Below are 13,006 nucleotides of genomic sequence, written 5' to 3' on the forward strand. Positions count from 1 at the left end.
TTTTTCATTCTGCCACGTAATTGCTGTATATATTGCGGTGTTTTCGACCGTTCTTGTGCAATATATTTGTTGGTGCATCCGTGGAGAATAAGGTGGCGTAGAATCTTAGTTTTAGCTGTGTGCTGTTCCTCAGTCTGACCACGAATCTCTTTTTTAATATCCTTCGGCCAATCATCTGGATTGTCGCCATAATTGGCGTAAGCAGTTATAATTGCAGCTGCCATTTTCTTGTTTGGTGACATAACTTTTACTCCTTATCAACAATTTTGAACGTGATTTCTCCTGATTTTTTAATCATTTTTGTTTACCTTCCTTAGCCTCAGCTTGGTGTTCCCGCGCGTGTTCCGCCATACGACGCTTCTTTTGCTTCACTGTACGTCACTTAGAGTGCTTCCGTTGTTTCGACATTACTCTGCCTCCTCAAATGCAATTTCAGTGGTCTTGGCTCCCAGATAGTCTAGCAACTCACGCATTCTTCGAAAGCTCTTCCCCGTAGCCTCAACCTTTTGGGTCGAAATATTAACCAGCATGAATTCCCCTGAAAATGTGTTGAAGACGATGCTGTAAAGATCACCCTTAATCATGAAGAAGCGGCCATTCATATCCACTCTCATACTCCCGCCTCCGTAACCGTGACTTCAATCCGCGGATCGTCCGAGTAGTACTTACTGCAGGAGACATCCGTGATAAGATTGTCGTCTTCCCACACAATGCCAGTCAGTGCGTCCTCAATCAGCTTCAAGTAGTTTGAGGTGTCCGGCTTAACGATTGGCCGCTCTAGCCCTTCAGCTCGACGCTTATGCTTGAGCTTACTTATACTGGTCTGAATCGGTCGGTAAACCTTGATTTCAACGCGAAGCGCTTTATGCTCGAGCATCGGCCCTTTGTACTGTAGCTTGGCCTCCTGAGTCACCATTCTCTTGTAGACGTGACTCTTTTTTGGGTCGTAGGCGTGACCAGTTCGTGTAAAACGTGGGCGTCCTGCAGGTACTGGATCACCATTAACAACGATTGTAATAGGAGGAATACGATCCAACGGTCGGGCCCGTAAGCCCTTTGGCAGTAGCATTTCCTTTATGCCTTTTTTAGCGCTGGCCATCGATTCATTAAATGAAATTCCCCCGGTATTAATTGGCATGTATTTCCGCCTCCTTCAGTACCCGTTTACCCTTGCTGGTCACCCGAATGGTTCGCGTTTGCATCGGCATATAAGTAATGCAGTCTGCTTCGTACAGCGCCGTAATCCGGTCATAAATCATCGAGCTACTTGTGTACCCTGCCAGCTCTCCAATCTCGCGAACAGACGGGGAATATCCGTGTTCTCGAATTAGGCGATCAACGACGGCAAGTACCGCAATTAAATTAGGATTAGTCATCGTTGTCCCCCTCCAACAGTTCTGGGTCCTCGTGGATGTTCCCAACAACTTGCAGCGCTTTGTAATCGGTCCAGTATTCTTGCCGCCACATCGTCTTTACGCCGTTGTAGAAAAACACGCAATATCCATAACGTGAGTTGTATCGGATGTCGCCTACGATTCCCTGAGCGGTCGCAAACAGCTGAAAACGTATGATGTCGCCCTCGTAGATCTCTCGGCCATTGGTATCATTTACCCCGGTGTACTGCTCAGCAATCAATCCCGAATCATCTAAAGCATCAGAGAAGCAGCATAGGTCATCGTCGTATTCGTGCTCTACGTTGTAGATATAACACTTTCTCACGCAATTCCACGCTCTGAATTTAATCTCTCGCATTGCCTACGCCTCCTGCTTGATTCTCAAGAACTTATTGATGAAGTACCGCTGCCCTTTGCCAGTCACAAGCGTGGTTCCTTTGATGGTCGTGTGACCGTCTGAGTGCTCAATGACCAGTTCTCTTACCCGAAATAGTCCCAAATCCATGGACCGTTGTGTCGGACGATTACGGTCGCGCCCACTACGGATTAAATATCCGTGTTCACGAAGCCAAACGAACAGGCGATTCTGACCAATAAGCACGCCGTTTTGTTTCAATAACTTGGCTAGTTCACGAATTAGAATCGTATCGGTTGATCCTCCGACAGCGTCTGCAAACCGTGCCTTAGGTGCCATAATCTGGTTCTCGTCGTGTAGGCGTTGAACCTCAGCTTGGGATCGCTTGTACTTCTCCAGAAACTTGATCATGTTATCCGGATTCGACATCCAGTCATAGGCCGTTTTCGGAGTCACATAGGCACCCTCTCGGCGAATGGATGGGAGCACTTGCTCGTAAATCCAATCTTGAAAAGGCTCAGCACTTGGCAAGTGGCTTTGACCGGCTAGCTGATAGACACCTGGCTCAGAAATAACCGTCATCAGCTGGATTCCAGAGGGGGTAACGATTCGTTCCTCCCTCTGATACTTAGCCTTTACATGATCTTTAATGGCTTTGCTCGTGTTTAGATATCCGATTGCCAGTGCAACGTCTTTCCCAACAAAATACGGTTCATTGTCCATAACTACCGTACGTACTTGTTTCCCCTCAAAGTCAAAGGGTGTAATTTCGTTCATGCTTGTGCCTCCTCAGGCGCTCTCTTCGCTTTAAATTTCTTGATGCGTGCATCCAACTCCGCCTGCTTGTCAGGACTTAGCCCCTTTGGCTTGCCCGCGGGCTTATCAGGCGTCTTCTGCGCCCAGTCTGGCAGTGTCTCCTTGGCCCTTGTAGGCTTAGATCCACCTCGTCCGCGTGACGCCGCCTGCATTTTCATTTGGTCGAATTGTTTACGGAGCTTGGCTCCTGATAAGATATTCGACTTCCAGAAATCATCGTGCTGGCACCAGTCAACCATGCCATCAAGCTTGTCGTATGCGTGGCCATCTTGGGTGTGAGCCAAACGAATATCATTAGCCCAGGTCTGTAGCTTGCGTTCGTCACCCTTAGGCGAGAAGTCAGGGTCATTATCCCGAATGGCCTTAAGCAAGTGCTGGGCGATTTGATACGGCTGACCATCAGGTCCGTACTTCGGCTTGTCCGAGTTCGGACGTATTGTTTTTTTATCCTTTACTTTACTTTCCTTTACTTTACTTTCCTTGCCATCCGAATCAGATGGCATTGCCATAGCATTGCTATTTTTCTGAGATGGCTTTGGCTTAGATTCTTCTTCGCCAGTAGATGGATTAGCTTTAGAATTGCCATTCCAACGGGACTTGGCACCCTTTTTACCAGCTTCTGACCGCCGCCTACTTTTAGCATCCTTTAACGCCATTCTTTTGTTAAATCCTTCGGAGTAGAAGTACTTACCATCATCGGTAAAGGCAAATAACCCGAAATCTTCAACAACCGCTTTTATCTGCGAAGCATCAACACGAAGGTCAAAGGCTATAGCATTATAATCTTTGACACTCGTGTAATCGTCTTCATCGCGGAGACGTTCAAGAAGCATAAAGTAAATGGCGTACCCGATTGCACCGACTTTCATCCGAACCTGCAGCATCTTACTTGAATTTCTAGCATTGCTATCATGAGAGAAGTAATTATTCAAAAGTCGTTCACCTCTCTATTCCTCCCACCCACCACTTGCTTTACTAGAACGGTAAATCGTCGTCTGTAACGTCGATTGAATCGCTAGCCGGTACGGTCTGCTGGGTATTATGTTGTTGTGATTCACTCTGACGATCAGGCAAGTCAAAATCATTAACATTAACCCCTAGCTGGGTCTGACCATTGTACTCAGTGATTTCTAGGTCGCCCGATACAATAACATGGCTTCCCTTATGGTAGAAACGTTGAATGACGTTCGCACGGTTCCCCCAGACGGTGCATCGGAACCAGTCGGTCCCATACTGGCCATCTTCACTCTGCCGGTTCTGACGAACCGCAACACTGAAATTAGCAACCTGCATACCGTTTTGTGTTGATCGTACTTCTGGATCCTTACCTACGTTTCCGGATATTGTGATTGTTCTCATGCTGTTTTATTCCCTTCTTCAGATAACTTAGTTAGCTTGTTTGTTGCTAAAATAACCAGTTCATTTGCGCTTTCGTGTGTTAGCTGATCCATACTCGTTGCCTCTGCCTTATTGAGAATGGCGGTCGCAACGACATTTAAATCGGTCTTAGCCTTGTCTGAGATTGCTTGAAATAGTTTCCCCAGCGTGTCCTTTTGTTTCTTAGATGCTGGCGTAGGATTAGGATGTTGGCGTTTTTGAGTTCCCTGGGTATACCCGCCATTGGGATTACTATCATCGGCGTCCGGATCTTCATCCTTGTCGGTAATATTGAATAGTTGTTTGTAGAAGTACTTCTGCGCACTCGTGCAAGCCTTAGCCATTGCCTTCTCACCAGAATCTTGACCACTACCGGGCATGGTTCCAACAACCGTGTTTTCTCCATCCGTGATAGTGAAGGTCCCCATCACGTCGACGAAATGATTCTCGCCGCCTCGCTTTGAAGCCTTATCGTACTGATTGATGACTTCATACTGAGGAATAATTCGAATACCGGCTTCACGAATTGCGGACTCGACAGCATACTTGATGGCCGTTTCACTTTGAAAACGGTATTTTTGAAATGAATTGTTTCCGTCCTTACCAATTGGGCCAATGTGTTTTGAGGCCTCATTCAGTTTTTGAATTAAATTCAGTTCTTTTTCCTCGGTCACGATGTTTCCCTCCTATCGAATCCGAATGGACCGACCTTGCGTTAACTCGGCTCCCGGAACACTTTCTCCGTCCTTCAGGGCGGCTAGAATGGACTTCTTATCGAGACTAGTTGTCGTCCTAACAAAGTCACCAGGTACTTTCTCCTCGTCCGTTAAATTGACACTGGCCGGGTTATTCTGAATCCAAATTGCTAGGTCAACGTCTTTAACGTGGTCTAAACCGGCCGCCTCTAGTCCTTGCTGTAAGGCGTCCTTTAATCGTCTAATGTTGCTAGCGAGTGAAGACTTTCGGTCAGCATCGGCCTTCATTTTCTCGGCAAGTTGCTTTTCATCGGACGTTAGCTGCTTGATTACCTTGCCATAGCCGATTGCCTTATCTGCAATGCCATCTTTCAGGCTGAGAATCGTGTCATCAAACGCCTGTTTATCTTCCGGATCGGCACTTTCGGCTAATCGAACGACTTGGTATAGATTGTCTTCCAATTGATAAAGATTCATTACTTAACCTCCACTTCGGGTTGCCATTCTGCCAGCTGATCGTTAATTCGATACAAATGATCGAGTTCTTCGTTGGTTATTGGGTGTCCCGGTTCGTCGATCGCTTCGATAAGATTAAATAGTTCGCCGCGAATATCGGCCAACCGATTACGACTTTTGCTAGTAACCTGGGCCACAAGAATCACGGGGCCGCTTGCAGTTTGCTTGCCTAATACTTGATCCATGTGATCGCCTCCATGTCGCCAAACTCTTCGCCAACTAAATCAGTTAGTTCCGATCGGTTGTCCGGAAGGCTGTCGGTGTCCCGGTCGCTGTAGTCGTACAGGAAGTTCCGAATCGCTTCGGCGTTGCGGGGCACGTAGATATCCCCACCGTCGAGTTTCAGGTATTCTTCTCCGTCGACCAGTCGTAACCCGGTGATGTCTTGCGGGGTAGTGTCGCCGGCCATTAACTCATCATAGTGTGGTGCAAATCCGCCTAAAGTCATTGAATCCACCACCCTTTCAGAGTAGAATTGAAGTCAAAGAAATGTGATACATGCAATTTATCTTCGAGTTCTGAGCTGCCACTCAGGGCTCTTTTTTTATGCCATAGAATCATTTCTGTTCCTCCTTTAACTCAAGTCCAAAGAAATCAATTGCCCAGGCCTTCCAGCCGCCCATTGCGTGAACCGATTCAGATAGCCAGTAGCCGAAGCTGACGCACAGTGCAATCAGGCCGAACCATGAGACAACCTCACCAACGTAGTAGTAGAACAAATCCATAATTATTAACTCCTCTCATCTAAGTACCTGCGCCAGGCGTCCCGAACTTCCGGGAACAACCAAACGCGTTTGCCACGCTTGCCAGGGGCTCCTGCACGACGTTCGAGCTTTGCCACGTATCCCAGCGGAACGAAGTTTTGCTCAAGATTGCTAGTGGAGACCCCGGTCATGTCCGCCAGCTGACTAAGGTTGACGGAGATTTGAAGCTTGTCATTTTCGCCCAACTTTTCATTCACTTGGTCCTCAATGACCTTTTGTGCTACTGCTTGTGGATCGAACGTCGCCATGGTTTTAACCTCCTAACCTTGTGTTAGCTTTATTGAAGACATTCTGTAAATTGATGCCTGCATAATCTGCCTTCATCACAATATCGGTATTTTCCGACATGATTTCTTCGGCATATTCATCAAAGTATTTGTCGATGAGTAGCACTTGCTGTGGAGATCTAAACTTCTTTTCAGTACTCATTGCCTCATCGAATTCCTCTTCAATTGCTCGCCGATCGTTCTCCTCCTTGCGCTGCCGAAACATCGCTGAGATAACATCGTTGTGCTTCGTCGTGTCTTTCAAGAAAGACAGCAGCCCATAATCCGTTCTGGCACCCGACAGGGCTAAGAGAATGCTGTGCAGCCTGTGCGCAATTGCAACTCTCATACTCTTGTCACCGGACCGTTCACCATTGGACATCCGGGTAAGCTGTGACTTAGAAATATGTGCTCCTTCAGCGACATCTTTCCGCATAAAACCAACGAGATCCAGACTTAGCTGCTCTGCAAATTTATTTTTCATTCAATCACTTCCTTTACTTGGCAACCCATTCAAATTCCTTTGACGAGGACCACTGATACAATTTAGTTATTGGAGGAACCGGCAAGCAGAACCACCACAACGATGATTCCCAATACTCCTTCATCAGCTCACCTCCTCAGAATGTTCATTGAAAAATGAATACCCATCACCTTCTTTGGTACAATTAGTGCTGGAAGGAGGTGACAAACATGCTTGTTGATCCTAACTCCTTTGCAAACTCAGTTGTTGCATCTGATGTTGAAGCTAAAACCCTTGATGAAAAGTTAGCCCTTTACAATAAGGCTTTAGCATTGGCTATCAAGAACAACAAATCTGAAAATGCAAAAGCAAATATCGAACATCGCAAACAAAGGCCAACCACAGAAGATCAGAAAAAACACCTTCGAAAAATGGGCTTGATCTAGTTTGCACTTAGGAGACGGGCAATTAGTCCATCTCCTTTTTTGCTGACAGAATCTGTGCAGTGGGACTATTTTTGATTGCATCAACAGCCCCTTTAAGTAGCTCGTCTTGTAAGTTCGATTCTCCCTGACAAAGTACTAACAATGTTAATAATCTATTAGTTCGTTTCAATTCACTAAGAATTTCATCATTCATCAGATTACCTCCTCAGTATGATTACCTAAAATTGTGGTAGGATTATCAATTTTTAACAACATTTTGTAGTTAAAAGCTTCAAAAAAAATTTTCTCTTTCGGCTCCTTGAAAAGCTCTTGAAGAAACTGCATTTGAGCGGGACTAGGTGTGGAATTTCCAAGCTCCCATTTACTAATAGTTCTTTGCGAAACATTAAGCATCTGAGCTAATGCGGTTTGCGTCAGTCCTTGATTCTCGCGTAAGTTTTTAAGATTGTTTCTCAATTAAGTCACCCCCTTACAACCTTATGTAGTTATAATATACTACGTTTTGTTGTAAGTCAATGGCTTTTACTCATTTTTGTAGTATCATATTTCATCTACTACATATCGTGGTACTATGAAATAAACGGAGGTTCACTATGCTAGCTGAAAGAATAAAAGAATTAAGAAAGAAAAGAAAACTAAGTCAGCGTGAACTCGCTGAAAGGATAAATGTTTCTCAACAAACCGTTGGTAGCTGGGAGACTGGTCGGTCAGAACCAAATTCAGATATGATGTTAAGGCTTTCCGAATTATTCGGTGTAACCCTAGATTACTTACTTGGGAAAAACCAGACTCCTATTTGGGCAAACGATAAAGACACTAACGACTTAGAAAAATTCCTAACTGATAACGAGGGGTCCATGACTTATGGCGGTGAGGATCTCACAGAAGAAGAAAAAGAACAAGTGCGTGTGGCGATGACAACTATTTTCTGGAAGCGCCATAAACACGACTAGGGGCTGATTGTTTGGAAAAGATTAGTAACGTTGTTAAAACGGTGACGAATCGGTATCACACCGCCAACCCTTTTACTATTGCTGAAAAACTTAATATTCAAGTCGAATGGTTCTTGTTTGGCCATTATCCACTAGGCAAAACTGTCTATGATGGCGATCAGCCTGTTGTTATGCTCAATACAACAATTAGACATACCCCTACCCAATACTTTGTTATGGGCCACGAGCTAGGCCACGCCATCCTTCAAGAGGGCCTGGTCGGCTACTATACAAGTAGTACCCGCGCACACGGTCAGCTCGAAACCGAAGCAGATGAATTCTCAGTCGCTCTGATGGGTTTACTGTTTATCGAAGATAACGACCGTATGCCGTCTTCGTACAAAGACTTAGCACGCCAATATGGCCTGCCCTACGATTTTGATTAGGTAAGCCTGCCTGATATACTTACAATTCTGGAAAAATATAACGTGTCCAAAACTGATGACGTTAAAAGCTGTACATATTTTTAGGAGGAATTATCTTATGGATAATGATACGAAAACGCATTGCACTAATTGCGGAAAGGAAATACCGTCAAAAGTTGATTTTTGCCCTTTCTGTGGTGCTAAGCAGGCATCTTCGACTGATAGCGAAGTAGAAAATAATGAAAACGCTACCGAAATGAAGAAAGGTGATTCACAAAAAAAGCCACGAAAAAAATGGTATAAGCGTTGGTGGATATGGGTTATTGCCATTATTTTAGTATTAGCAGCAATTGGCGCTGCTAGCAGTTCAGATGATTCGGATTCATCATCTTCCTCTGATGAATCTTCTGCAACATCCACTGCAAAAAAGAATAGCTCTTCCAGTTCCAGCAGTAGTACATCAACTTCCGTACGCAAATCCGTACAAGTTCTCGATAGTAACAGCGAAGATCAATTAGCCGAAAAAGGGGAAACTAACGCCAACCAAATTAGATACGGAGAATTAATCAAATCTAATGATTATTACGGAAAGCCCTACTCTATTAGTAAAGGAGAGGTCCTACAAGCTAGTGAAAGCAAGGGCGTTACGACATTACTTGTTTACATCGATGACGACACAGATCAACTATTTGAAGTAGCAGTTCGTGGAAAAACTAAGGCGATTGAGGACGACTATGTTTCCATCAATGGTGTTCTAGATAAAATGACTGACTATGATACACAGTCTGGTGGCTCTAATACCGTCCCGGTAATATTTGCAAAAAAAGCAACAGTCGTTGGGCATGACGATAATTAGTCCTTATTTTTAATTAAGTAATAAGCTCCTAGCTTCTGTCTGGTGACTCCCCTCGGTTCGATTCCGGAGAGAAGCGTAAATACGATAAGGAGGGATCATCCATGCCTGAAAAACCTGAAAATTCAAAGATAACCAAGGGTGATATAATGCGCCAAGCCATAAAGAACTTTAAGACCGTTTATTATGGAAATCGTTGGAATAAAAAGTTTGAATTTATCCCAACTTGGCTTCTCCACGAATCAGAAATGTTTCTTGAAGAGAAAAAGAATTATACTCACTACAAAACGTTCAAACGTGGTGCAATTGTAAATGTGGATTTTGGTGTAAATATAGGTGACGAGTTATCGGGCCCACACTTTGCAATCATTTTAAATAAAAATGACAGTCCCTCACGTGGTGTATTGACTGTGCTCCCCCTAACTTCTCATGACCATCCGAATGAAGTTAAGCTTACTGATACAATTCGCAATTTGAGCAGTGATATGTTTCGTGATACTGGATTAGGCGTTACGCTTGCACTCTATGCGACTGAGATAGGTGCAGATGAATTTTATTTGGCTGCTAATCCCAAATTTCCAAACGCAAAGCAAAGATTGAAAACAAGTTTGATGTCTGGAGAAGACAAAGAATTAGGAAAAAGTACATTTGAGATTATTACACATATTATTCCCAATAAAAATACAGCATTTCGTTTGTTGTCTAATAACGGTAAACGAACAACTATTAATTTAGGACGGTTACTAAATCCTGATGGTTCTCATTCCGATATTGTAAAAGACTTAGTTAATACACTTATATGGACAAAAAGGAAATATGAGGATTATAACTTAGTCACTTACGCAAAAGTAGCAGACGTTACAACTATCAGCAAGCAACGTCTTAATAGGCTAAGCCCCTTTGATCCAATTGGTAAAATTATGGTTTCCAACTCAACATTGACACAAATAGATCAGGCCTTGGCAAAACTTTTCATCAAACAAAAGTCATTGGTTGACAATAGTTCCAGAATGGATAATAATTAGGTTATTGAGGGTTACATTATGTACGCCCACCTAATTTATCCTAGTAATTCTGGGATCTAAACGGTTAGCCAATGGCTAGCCGTTTTTTTATTTTATAAAGCTCTAGTTAAATTTTTATTTGACCGCGAATTTACAGTTCAAGTACAAGACTTGTGCATTATCATTAACTCGTTTTTATTATATTATTTTTTCGAACCCTTAGCTCAACAGAATAGAGCAACAGTTTCCTAAACTGTAGGTTGCGAGTTCGATTCTCGCAGGGTTCATTGGACCTTTAGCTCAGCTGGTTAGAGTAGACGGCTCATAACCGTCCGGTCGTTGGTTCGAGTCCAACAAAGTTCATTTAGGTAACTATCTAAGGAGATGACTTTAACGTTAAAGAAAGATGTTTTTCAATTGATAAATGATCTAATCGACCACTTACCAGTCATTGCTCTGATTGTATTAGTTATCATAATTGTGTCCTTTTACGTTTTTCACATACGGTCAAAACACTAACTTTTGCATTATGGAGGTAATTAAATGGTTTTTACTGATGTATTTAATGTTACGCATGATGACTGCAAGATCATTCAAACTCAGAACGACTTCAAACGTGTGTTTATTATTGAAAACGAACAGGGAGTACGTTTTACCTGTTTGAAAGATGATGCACCTCGCTCTTCCAAAATTCACGATCATTGGAAACATGCCAAGCCTAGTGATTCTCCTGATGCACATCCTTTTCATGATAAATTTGTGTAACTGGATTGTTATGTGCCTAAGACGTGGCTTCTGTCTGGTAACTCGCCCCGGTTCGATTCCGGGGTGAAGCATAGTCCCAAAGATGGTGACATTAAAAGATAAATATGTACTTGGGCCCGTTCAGGGCTTTTCTTTAATCGTCAAAAAGAACGCACGTTCGGAATGGAGGAATTATCATGGCTCAAATATTCAAACGTGGCGACAGCTGGAAAGCCAAGGTCTACTTCAAGGACATTCACGGCAAACGGACGTCACGCTCACAGGAAGGGTTCCGCACCAAGAAGGAAGCCGAAGCGGCCGCCCGGGTGATGGAAGACACTTACAAGAATGGATCCGATGTCGGCGACAAGAACATCTCTTTTAGCGACTACTTCCAGAAATGGTTCCACATCTTCCGGGAACCTGGCCTGTCAGATACCACTATCGCCCGGTACCAATACACCATCAACGTGATTGACGAATACTTCGGTGACACACTTTTCCGTAAGATCAAAACAGCCGACTATCAGGAATTTCTCAACTGGTTTGGCAACGGGAACGGAAAGGACGCGAAGCCCCACGCTAAGGCGACTGCCGACAAAATCAACACACACATCCGGGCCGCTGTCCGCAATGCAGTCAACGATTCGGTCATCAGCCGGGATTTCACGCAAAACACTCACGTCGTCTACGACAGCAGCCGGACCCGTGAGATCAAATGGCTCTCATATGACGATGCAGCCAAGCTGTACAACTACACGCTGAACCACTTGGAAGGCATTGACGTTGTTCCCTATATGGTTCTGACTGCCCTGCTCACCGGCATGCGCCAGCAAGAAATCGCGGGGCTTACCTGGGACGACATCGACAGCAAGGGTGGCTTCATCAAGATCACGAAGACCTGGAACTGGACGAAGCGTGACTTTGGCCCCACTAAGAACCCGGCATCCGTCCGGACCATCTCGATTGACCGCAACCTGGTGAACATCTTGACCAAACTGCAGTATGAGCAAAAACGCTACTTGAAAGTGAATGACAAGACCAATCCACACAGCCTGGTTTTTCTGTCGCGCTACAACCGTGTCCCCTCTTCTAAGGCCCTCAACGACCGGTTACACGAACTGATGAAGGACGCCGACATCAACATATACCTGCGGTTCCACGGGCTCCGGCACACTCACGCGTCAATTCTGCTGTATCAGAAGATGTCGATTGCCTATATCAGCCACCGACTTGGTCACCAGGACATCGCCACAACAACGAAGACTTATCTCCATATCATCAAGGAACTGGAGCAGGAAGAGACCGTCCGCACCCGTGAGATATTCACTGACCTGGGGAAGAAGGCCGACTGGTCCGACTTCAAAGTCAAGGCTGAGTGATGGGTGCACCCAAATGGGTGATTCTGAACTCCGAATGGGTGCACCTTGGGTGCACACTTTTGCAAAACCATATGCGAATATATTTTTTTAGATATAAAAAAGAGCAGGAACGCTGTTATATCAACGTTCCTGCTCTTTTGAAAGTGGTTTATGAATTATAGTTATACCGGAGGTGGGGTTCGAACCCACACGTCCTCAACGGACACTGGATTTTGAGTCCAGCGCGTCTGCCAGTTCCGCCACTCCGGCAAAAAAATCTAAATTGATTGGAGACCCCAGTCAAAGGTGGTAATCGGATTCGAACCGACGATGAAGGTTTTGCAGACCTCTGCCTTACCACTTGGCTATACCACCATAATCGTCTATCCAATCTGACTGGACCAACTGAATAGATCAAGATGCCCCAATCTAGGGCGGTATGTGGGAATCGAACCCACGCGTGCCGGAACCACAATCCGGTGTGTTAACCCCTTCACCAATACCGCCATCACATTACAAACAGGGATAGTAGGAATTGAACCCACACCGACGGTTTTGGAGACCGTAGTTCTACCTTTAAACTATATCCCTATGA

At 44.6% G+C, this 13,006-nt stretch carries 24 protein-coding genes and 6 tRNA genes; 9 read left to right on the forward strand and 21 right to left on the reverse strand.

Annotation, left to right across the window (positions count from 1 at the left end; translation table 11 throughout):
- The 15 genes from LSE01S_RS09800 to LSE01S_RS09865 all read right to left on the reverse strand — a co-directional run.
- Nucleotides 1-242: hypothetical protein (locus LSE01S_RS09800; protein WP_156470517.1), on the reverse strand; the 242-nt coding region annotated here is incomplete at its 3' end.
- A 165-nt stretch (nt 243-407) separates the two neighbouring features.
- Nucleotides 408-614, reverse strand: a complete 207-nt coding sequence (locus LSE01S_RS09805; protein ID WP_061777458.1) for a hypothetical protein — start codon at nt 612-614, stop codon at nt 408-410.
- Nucleotides 611-1,138: a RusA family crossover junction endodeoxyribonuclease gene (locus LSE01S_RS09810; protein WP_235808337.1), complete on the reverse strand. Its 528-nt coding sequence runs from the start codon at nt 1,136-1,138 to the stop codon at nt 611-613. Before LSE01S_RS09810 ends, LSE01S_RS09805 begins: the two co-directional genes overlap by 4 nt.
- Nucleotides 1,128-1,376 carry a LexA family protein gene (locus LSE01S_RS09815; protein ID WP_061777459.1) on the reverse strand — a complete coding sequence of 83 codons (249 nt, stop codon included), beginning with the start codon at nt 1,374-1,376 and terminating at the stop codon, nt 1,128-1,130. The genes LSE01S_RS09810 and LSE01S_RS09815 overlap by 11 nt, the downstream gene beginning before the upstream one ends.
- Nucleotides 1,369-1,752: a YopX family protein gene (locus tag LSE01S_RS09820; protein ID WP_061777460.1), complete on the reverse strand. Its 384-nt coding sequence runs from the start codon at nt 1,750-1,752 to the stop codon at nt 1,369-1,371. The genes LSE01S_RS09815 and LSE01S_RS09820 overlap by 8 nt, the downstream gene beginning before the upstream one ends.
- A 3-nt stretch (nt 1,753-1,755) precedes the next feature.
- Entirely contained in the window at nt 1,756-2,526 is a 771-nt protein-coding gene (locus LSE01S_RS09825) for a phage antirepressor KilAC domain-containing protein (RefSeq protein ID WP_061777461.1), read from the reverse strand.
- Nucleotides 2,523-3,497: a phage replication protein O gene (locus LSE01S_RS09830; protein ID WP_235808338.1), complete on the reverse strand. Its 975-nt coding sequence runs from the start codon at nt 3,495-3,497 to the stop codon at nt 2,523-2,525. Before LSE01S_RS09830 ends, LSE01S_RS09825 begins: the two co-directional genes overlap by 4 nt.
- A 43-nt stretch (nt 3,498-3,540) precedes the next feature.
- Complete coding sequence (locus LSE01S_RS09835; RefSeq protein ID WP_061777463.1) at nt 3,541-3,924, reverse strand: single-stranded DNA-binding protein; 384 nt, start codon at nt 3,922-3,924, stop codon at nt 3,541-3,543.
- A complete protein-coding gene (locus tag LSE01S_RS09840) occupies nt 3,921-4,616 on the reverse strand; it encodes an ERF family protein (RefSeq protein ID WP_061777464.1) in 696 nt (231 codons plus the stop codon). The genes LSE01S_RS09835 and LSE01S_RS09840 overlap by 4 nt, the downstream gene beginning before the upstream one ends.
- Before the next feature lie 12 nt (nt 4,617-4,628).
- The gene (locus LSE01S_RS09845) at nt 4,629-5,114 is read right to left on the reverse strand and encodes a siphovirus Gp157 family protein (RefSeq protein ID WP_061777465.1); all 486 of its coding nucleotides are present in this window, start codon (nt 5,112-5,114) and stop codon (nt 4,629-4,631) included.
- Nucleotides 5,114-5,338 (reverse strand): hypothetical protein, encoded by a 225-nt coding sequence (locus LSE01S_RS09850; protein WP_061777466.1) that lies wholly within the window; start codon nt 5,336-5,338, stop codon nt 5,114-5,116. Before LSE01S_RS09850 ends, LSE01S_RS09845 begins: the two co-directional genes overlap by 1 nt.
- Nucleotides 5,323-5,601, reverse strand: a complete 279-nt coding sequence (locus LSE01S_RS09855) for a hypothetical protein (protein ID WP_061777467.1) — start codon at nt 5,599-5,601, stop codon at nt 5,323-5,325. Before LSE01S_RS09855 ends, LSE01S_RS09850 begins: the two co-directional genes overlap by 16 nt.
- A 109-nt stretch (nt 5,602-5,710) precedes the next feature.
- Nucleotides 5,711-5,878, reverse strand: coding sequence for a hypothetical protein (locus tag LSE01S_RS10990; protein WP_156470519.1), 168 nt, complete (start codon nt 5,876-5,878; stop codon nt 5,711-5,713).
- A gap of 5 nt (nt 5,879-5,883) precedes the next feature.
- Complete coding sequence (locus tag LSE01S_RS09860) at nt 5,884-6,165, reverse strand: hypothetical protein (RefSeq protein WP_056964408.1); 282 nt, start codon at nt 6,163-6,165, stop codon at nt 5,884-5,886.
- Nucleotides 6,166-6,169: 4 nt separating this feature from the next.
- Complete coding sequence (locus LSE01S_RS09865) at nt 6,170-6,667, reverse strand: hypothetical protein (RefSeq protein ID WP_056964407.1); 498 nt, start codon at nt 6,665-6,667, stop codon at nt 6,170-6,172.
- Nucleotides 6,668-6,876: 209 nt separating this feature from the next.
- Here LSE01S_RS09865 and LSE01S_RS09870 point away from each other — a divergent pair, with 209 nt between their 5' ends.
- Complete coding sequence (locus tag LSE01S_RS09870) at nt 6,877-7,092, forward strand: hypothetical protein (protein WP_061777468.1); 216 nt, start codon at nt 6,877-6,879, stop codon at nt 7,090-7,092.
- Nucleotides 7,093-7,114: 22 nt separating this feature from the next.
- On the opposite strand, the gene LSE01S_RS10995 is transcribed toward LSE01S_RS09870, so the two are convergent.
- Nucleotides 7,115-7,285, reverse strand: coding sequence for a hypothetical protein (locus LSE01S_RS10995; RefSeq protein ID WP_156470520.1), 171 nt, complete (start codon nt 7,283-7,285; stop codon nt 7,115-7,117).
- The gene (locus tag LSE01S_RS09875; protein ID WP_061777469.1) at nt 7,285-7,548 is read right to left on the reverse strand and encodes a helix-turn-helix transcriptional regulator; all 264 of its coding nucleotides are present in this window, start codon (nt 7,546-7,548) and stop codon (nt 7,285-7,287) included. The genes LSE01S_RS10995 and LSE01S_RS09875 overlap by 1 nt, the downstream gene beginning before the upstream one ends.
- Nucleotides 7,549-7,685: 137 nt before the next feature.
- On the opposite strand from LSE01S_RS09875, the gene LSE01S_RS09880 reads away from it, so the two are divergent.
- From LSE01S_RS09880 to LSE01S_RS09915, 8 genes are all read left to right on the forward strand, one after another.
- The gene (locus LSE01S_RS09880; protein ID WP_061777470.1) at nt 7,686-8,045 is read left to right on the forward strand and encodes a helix-turn-helix domain-containing protein; all 360 of its coding nucleotides are present in this window, start codon (nt 7,686-7,688) and stop codon (nt 8,043-8,045) included.
- A gap of 11 nt (nt 8,046-8,056) precedes the next feature.
- Nucleotides 8,057-8,470 carry an ImmA/IrrE family metallo-endopeptidase gene (locus LSE01S_RS09885; protein WP_061777471.1) on the forward strand — a complete coding sequence of 138 codons (414 nt, stop codon included), beginning with the start codon at nt 8,057-8,059 and terminating at the stop codon, nt 8,468-8,470.
- 97 nt (nt 8,471-8,567) lie between these two features.
- Nucleotides 8,568-9,305, forward strand: a complete 738-nt coding sequence (locus tag LSE01S_RS09890) for a zinc-ribbon domain-containing protein (RefSeq protein ID WP_061777472.1) — start codon at nt 8,568-8,570, stop codon at nt 9,303-9,305.
- Between the two features lie 101 nt (nt 9,306-9,406).
- Nucleotides 9,407-10,327: a type II toxin-antitoxin system PemK/MazF family toxin gene (locus tag LSE01S_RS09895; RefSeq protein WP_061777473.1), complete on the forward strand. Its 921-nt coding sequence runs from the start codon at nt 9,407-9,409 to the stop codon at nt 10,325-10,327.
- A 192-nt stretch (nt 10,328-10,519) separates the two neighbouring features.
- Nucleotides 10,520-10,593, forward strand: a tRNA-Arg gene (locus tag LSE01S_RS09900).
- 2 nt (nt 10,594-10,595) lie between these two features.
- Nucleotides 10,596-10,669: transfer RNA gene (locus LSE01S_RS09905), tRNA-Ile, on the forward strand.
- A 180-nt stretch (nt 10,670-10,849) separates the two neighbouring features.
- A complete protein-coding gene (locus LSE01S_RS09910) occupies nt 10,850-11,071 on the forward strand; it encodes a hypothetical protein (protein ID WP_061777474.1) in 222 nt (73 codons plus the stop codon).
- 176 nt (nt 11,072-11,247) lie between these two features.
- The gene (locus tag LSE01S_RS09915) at nt 11,248-12,432 is read left to right on the forward strand and encodes a site-specific integrase (protein ID WP_061777475.1); all 1,185 of its coding nucleotides are present in this window, start codon (nt 11,248-11,250) and stop codon (nt 12,430-12,432) included.
- Nucleotides 12,433-12,596: 164 nt separating this feature from the next.
- Here LSE01S_RS09915 and LSE01S_RS09920 read toward each other — a convergent pair.
- From LSE01S_RS09920 to LSE01S_RS09935, 4 genes are all read right to left on the reverse strand, one after another.
- Nucleotides 12,597-12,681: transfer RNA gene (locus LSE01S_RS09920), tRNA-Leu, on the reverse strand.
- A 34-nt stretch (nt 12,682-12,715) separates the two neighbouring features.
- A tRNA-Cys gene (locus LSE01S_RS09925) sits at nt 12,716-12,786 on the reverse strand.
- Between the two features lie 58 nt (nt 12,787-12,844).
- Nucleotides 12,845-12,917: transfer RNA gene (locus LSE01S_RS09930), tRNA-His, on the reverse strand.
- Between the two features lie 14 nt (nt 12,918-12,931).
- Nucleotides 12,932-13,002: transfer RNA gene (locus tag LSE01S_RS09935), tRNA-Trp, on the reverse strand.
- Nucleotides 13,003-13,006: the final 4 nt, after the last annotated feature.

Source organism: Levilactobacillus senmaizukei DSM 21775 = NBRC 103853 (assembly GCF_001592085.1).
Taxonomy (GTDB): Bacteria; Bacillota; Bacilli; order Lactobacillales; family Lactobacillaceae; genus Levilactobacillus; species Levilactobacillus senmaizukei.